General features: G+C 43.2%; 4 protein-coding genes and 1 pseudogene. 1 reads left to right on the top strand and 4 read right to left on the bottom strand.

Annotated features, from left to right (window positions below; genetic code table 11):
- A partial coding sequence (locus ASC49_RS19475) for an IS5 family transposase (RefSeq protein ID WP_055464877.1) occupies positions 1–560 on the top strand: 560 nt, incomplete at its 5' end.
- A 373-nt stretch (positions 561–933) separates the two neighbouring features.
- On the opposite strand, the gene ASC49_RS19470 is transcribed toward ASC49_RS19475, so the two are convergent.
- The 4 genes and pseudogenes from ASC49_RS19470 to ASC49_RS20360 all read right to left on the bottom strand — a co-directional run.
- Positions 934–2,127: a putative bifunctional diguanylate cyclase/phosphodiesterase gene (locus ASC49_RS19470; RefSeq protein WP_055464876.1), complete on the bottom strand. Its 1,194-nt coding sequence runs from the start codon at positions 2,125–2,127 to the stop codon at positions 934–936.
- Positions 2,084–3,376 (bottom strand): PAS domain-containing protein, encoded by a 1,293-nt coding sequence (locus tag ASC49_RS19465; RefSeq protein ID WP_055464875.1) that lies wholly within the window; start codon positions 3,374–3,376, stop codon positions 2,084–2,086. The genes ASC49_RS19470 and ASC49_RS19465 overlap by 44 nt, the downstream gene beginning before the upstream one ends.
- Positions 3,377–3,382: 6 nt before the next feature.
- Positions 3,383–4,408 (bottom strand): methyl-accepting chemotaxis protein, encoded by a 1,026-nt coding sequence (locus ASC49_RS19460; RefSeq protein WP_428838697.1) that lies wholly within the window; start codon positions 4,406–4,408, stop codon positions 3,383–3,385.
- A gap of 246 nt (positions 4,409–4,654) precedes the next feature.
- Positions 4,655–4,936, bottom strand: a pseudogene (locus ASC49_RS20360) (PAS domain-containing protein); the annotation flags it as partial.
- Positions 4,937–5,485: the final 549 nt, after the last annotated feature.

Raw genomic sequence — 5,485 nt, 5'->3', positions numbered from 1 at the left:
GACGCAGTGACAAAGAGCTGCTGGATCAAAAAGCCATGCCAGCCGACTGGAAGCCCGCCAAACGACGGCAAAAGGATACCGATGCCAGCTGGACGAAGAAGCACGGGAAAAGCCATTTTGGCTACAAACTCTCAATCAACGTCGATGCCAAGTACAAGGTGATCCGGCGTTTTCAATGTGACACCGCCAAAGTGCATGACAGCCAGCACTTCGAGGCTGTTCTTGATCGGTACAACACCAGTCAGGACGTCTATGCCGATCGCGGTTACCCATCGACCGAGCGGGAAGCCTGGCTGAAAGAGCACGGCTACCGCAACCATATTCAGCGCAAAGGCCACCGCCAGAAACCGTTATCGGAGTGCCAACAACGTCGCAATAAGCGGATCGCCAAAACTCGTGCCCGCGTCGAGCATGTGTTCGCCAGCATCGATCAGATGGGGGGCAAGTTGATCCGCACAGTGGGCCAGGCGAGAGCCAACTTTGCGATGACAATGATGGCTGCCTGCTACAAGCTGAAGCGGTTGGTGTACTTTCAGCGGGCCGGGATTAAGGCATTTTGAGTCGTTGGTGGCGGCTCAATGTGCCTGATGGGCACACTGAGAGACGACCGCAGCCGGTGCCACTGAGCCCGAGACCGGCATGATATCAAGTCGAAAAAGCTGTTCCGGGCAGTTTAGCTGTTCAGACGACGAGCAGCAGGGTTTTTCGAGGCGCCCTAATGTCTGTACTGGTGTTAGCTTTCAAAAGCTCAACGCCAATGTAAGGTTGAGCAGAAACAGAGCTACAGCAGGCAGCAAAGGACAGTGTAATGAAAGTTTTTTTCACGTTTTTCTCCAAACTTGATTGATCCGTTAGAAGCCATTTGATCAATATCGGCGTAAAGAAAACGTGAGGAAAAGTAAAAAATCGTGAATTCGAATGTAACAAGTCCGTTTATTTGTTACGTTTAATTTCACCTTCTTTAACTAAACTAAGGACATCACAGATATAGTGCGGCTTTGCAAACAGATAGCCTTGACCTATACGACACCCTAACTTTATCAGTATTTGACGTTGCTCTTCTGTTTCGATACCTTCTGCAATCACATCAAGGTGAACGGCGTTCGAAATGGCAATAACAGCGGATACCAAGTGCTGCCCTACTTCGCCTCCCACATCATCCACAAAACTCTTGTCTATTTTCAGAGCATCAACGGTTAACTTGCGAATATAACTCAGGGATGAATACCCGGTACCAAAGTCATCAATCGACACCTTGACTTGTTCAGCACGTAAAGAACGTAAGTTGTTTTCCACATTCTGATTCATTTCCAGCAACACACCTTCTGTGACCTCTAAATCCAAGTAGTTTAATGGCACCTGAAGCTCATCAGACAGTGCAAGAATATAATCAGTAAGGGATACATCATTAAAATGCGAAGACGTGATGTTAACGGCAATCGGCAACACGCTTTTATGGTTATCCAAACTACGTCGTATACTCATAAACACGGTTTTCAATACATAGCGATCTATTTCTTTTGCCAGTGACATCTCTTCTGCTACACGAATAAACTCGACAGGAGAGACTGGCCCCAATACAGGATCATTCCATCGCAGTAGTGCTTCGTAGCCTATTGTTTCAGTGGTGATTAGATCGACTTTGGCTTGTAAATGCACTTTCAACAGCTCATTTTCAAGGGCGACTCGAAGCCTTTGCTCTACGTCCAACTGCCTCTGCAGCGTAGAATTAAACTCTGAGTCATAAAATGCAATGTTATTTGAGCTGCTCTTTGCTTTTGCCAACACTGACTCGGCTTGACGGATAACCATGTCTATTTTATGTGCATCATCAGGGTAAATAGCCACCCCTACTCTGCCACTAAGACGAACATCATCGCGTCCAGCAGAATAAGGCTTACTGATACAGTCCAATAAGTTAAGAGCAATATCATTTGCCTCGATCGCATCACTGACGCTCGTAGCAACAATAAATTCATCGGCATTAGGACGGCATAGTAGAGTCTTACGATTAACGCAACTTTTTAGACGATGAGGTATTTCTAATAGAATCTGATCTCCGATATCAAAACCATATCGGTTATTAATTAAGCCAAAGTGATTTAAATCCACATAAAAAAATAGCATGGCGCTTGTTTGTCATCCATTCACACAACCCTGCGATAAAGGCTTCAATTTTAAGTAAACCTGTGAGTACATCGTGATTTTTGAAAAACGCAGCCTCTTTTAAGGCAACTTCTTTTTCTGAAACATCGATACCAAACCCTTGAATCTCGTTTAACCCAAACTCATTAGGCACTTTGGTAAACCACCACTCAGTATCTAAGTGACCACTTTTTCCTCTCATCGTTGTCTTCAACTTTGATTGGCTTTTTTCTACGCTATCAAAGACATTCTGTAAGGCACTTTGAACATTTTGCTTATTCCCTTGTACAAAATTGATAAAATCTAAGCCGATAATTTGCTTTTCTGTGCAGTCAAATATGTCTTGAAAAGATGGATTTACAAATGTGATTTTGAAATTTTGGTCTAACCGACAAATAATCTGCCCTTGGCACTCAACGATACTTTTATAACGCTGCTCGGCTTTTGTTAAATCAATAAGTGCATTTTGGTAATCGGTTAGATCATGGCAAACACTGATAAAACTGATACCTTGATCGGTTTGTGCTTCACCAATAGAAAGGCGCATAGGAAAAATTGAACCATCTTTTCGACGACCAGGAACATCACGTCCAGTTCCAATGACTTGTGCCTCACCTGTGGAAACATAATTGTCTAAGTAACTGTCATGGGCACCTTGATGAGGTGAAGGCATGAGCATACTGACGTTGTTTCCCAGTGTTTCCTCTTTATCATAACCAAACATATCCTCAGCCGCTTTGTTAAAGCTAGTAATGAGGCCTTTTTGATTAATGATGATAATGCCGTCAACAGCAGCATCAAATAGTGCATTTTGCAAAGATTCAAGCTGCAACTTTTCAGTGAGATTTTTTTTATACTCAGATAAGTCATGACATATGCCAATATAATAAGTGTGCGCTTTGATGACGGCTTTTCCGACAGACAAGTGCATAGGGAAAACAGTACCGTCTTTTTTAACGCCTTTTACATCTCGGCCAATACCAATAATTTTTTCTTCTCCGGTACGGTGATAATGACCAAGATAAGAATCATGAGCACTTTTGTAAGGCTCTGGCATAAGAAGATTCACATTTTGATCAATGCATTCTTCTGAAGTACGCTGGAACAGCTGTTCTGCTGATTTGGAAAAATGCAGGATGGCGCCCTTGTTGTTAATCACAACAATGGCGTCAGCGGCGGAATCCATCAACGCCTGATAAAGCAAGCCTAAATCACTAAGCATCGTATCCATACTGCTTTACCTCTTAAATCGAACGACAAGCTCATGCAATTCATCAGAGATATTTTTTAAATATGTGATTGTATCTGAGAGTTCAATAGAGCTTTTGGCGCTGGTGTCCGCCAACTCAGAAATGTTTGCCACTTGATTTTTGATAGCTTCAGCAACATACGCTTGCTCTTCAACCGCTGTTGCCATTTGTGTCGACATAGACGCAATTTGACTGACTGAGTCAGAGATACCCAATAGCACATCCCCACTCTGAATCACCTGAGTGAGCCCTTCTTCCGCGTCTTTTGCACCATCTTCAGCAATGAGAACCGCATTACGAGCACGCTCTGTTAATTCATTAACAATGATATAAATTTCTTTGGTGGATTCCTGTGTACGATGAGCCAAACCTCTCACTTCGTCCGCCACCACGGCAAAGCCGCGTCCTTGCTCCCCAGCTCGGGCCGCTTCTATTGCCGCATTTAATGCCAGAAGATTCGTTTGCTCAGCAATTTGTTCGATCATTTGTGCCGCATGTGCAATTTTTGCCGTTTGATCCGACACACCATGGACAGAACTGCCTATTTCCTGAACCGTACCTTTTAACTTCTCAATAGAACGATGAGTAACGTTGGCGACGTTAGTGCCGTTTAAAGCCAGCTGACTCGCTGTTTCTGCCTTCGTAGCGGTATCACTGACGTGTTTTGATACTTCCGCAATGGCGGCGGTCATTTCATTAATGGCGGTCGCCACTTGCTTGGTTTCAGATTGCTGACTGACGATGGCTTTTTGAGTAATGTTTGTGTATTGCGCACTTTTTTCTGACTCTCTTGCCACATCGGCGGCCGCACTTTCTATCTGAGTAATAATCGTACTGAGGTGGGCAAATTGACTGAGTATGGACACCTTAAGCTTACCGACTGGCCCAGTGTCATCCGTATAGCTGTGCACTGCCAGTGGGTGAGAAAAAGAATCTTCTAACATGGTATTTAACGAAGACAGCATGGCTTTTTTGCGAGCAGAAGCGAAGAACGCATACAAAACAACGCTCATTAATAAGGCAATCTGAGCTGCCGCGGCATAATCATTGAAAAAAAGAACAGCGCAAATCACCACAGCCAATGCCAGCAAGCTGTTTTCTAGGGAAATGGGCCACGTTGATTGAACGCTTTTGCCATTTTTTATTCCACGATACAGGGCATCGGTTCGCTCAACATCTTGACGATTAGGGCATGAACGAACAGATTCATAACCCACTACCTTACCGTTTTCCGTTACCGGCGTAATATATGCGTCAACCCAATAAAAGTCCCCATTTTTACAGCGGTTTTTTACAAGCCCCATCCAAGGCTTTCCTGCATTTAAATGCTCCCACATCACTTTAAAGGCTTCTGCAGGCATGTCAGGATGGCGAACAATATTGTGAGGCTGACCAATCAGTTCGTCTTTACTGAAGCCACTGATGTTTACAAAGTCATCGTTGCATTTGACGATATTACCGCTTTTGTCAGTGACAGTAATCAATTTTACTGAAGGCGCAAAAGTAGCTTCCGTGTTGGTGATGGGTTGATTGTTACGCATAGTTAATCCTTTCTCAGGAGTAATTTAATGTGTCAATTTGTTATAGATGTAGTTACTGGGTAATACATATTGATTTTAAACACTGCTTGATAGTGAGCTGGGAACATTTTACATTAGCAGTCACTAAATAAAAGGGCGGTACTCATTTTTGAATAGAAGTATTTGTCATGATTTGTCATGATTTGTCATGATTTGTCATGATTTGTCATGGTAAATTCATCATAAATACATATTGATGTATTATCATAGGATTAATAATGGATTGATCTTTATGCTTTAGGAATGTGCGATTAAGTCAGCTAGTTAGTACGAAGTCACACCTGACCTGACTTGATTTGCTTTTAAATTTGCTCAAAACCTCAGTTTTTAGTGTGTCTTATTCCCTAGTTGGAGCCTTTAGAGCTCCAACTACCGTCATCTAGACGGATTAACCCCGTGCAGACCTGATCATCTGATCTACTCGTAGCAAATTTCCCAGTGCAAACAACACCGCGAGCTTATTATCATTTTTGGATAACCCTTTATAGACCGCTTTACGGAAGCCAAACT

The organism is Marinomonas fungiae (assembly GCF_001418205.1).
In the GTDB taxonomy this organism is placed as follows: domain Bacteria; phylum Pseudomonadota; class Gammaproteobacteria; order Pseudomonadales; family Marinomonadaceae; genus Marinomonas; species Marinomonas fungiae.
The sequence above is the reverse complement of the archived record's forward strand: the minus strand, read 5'-3'. Positions and strand labels throughout refer to the sequence as shown.

Excerpts from the sequence above, each read along its gene's own strand:
- ASC49_RS19470 (WP_055464876.1), bottom strand. The coding sequence starts at position 2,127 with ATGCTATTTTTTTATGTGGATTTAAATCACTTTGGCTTAATTAATAAC.
- ASC49_RS19460 (WP_428838697.1), bottom strand. The coding sequence starts at position 4,408 with ATGAGCGTTGTTTTGTATGCGTTCTTCGCTTCTGCTCGCAAAAAAGCC.
- ASC49_RS19465 (WP_055464875.1), bottom strand. The coding sequence starts at position 3,376 with ATGGATACGATGCTTAGTGATTTAGGCTTGCTTTATCAGGCGTTGATG.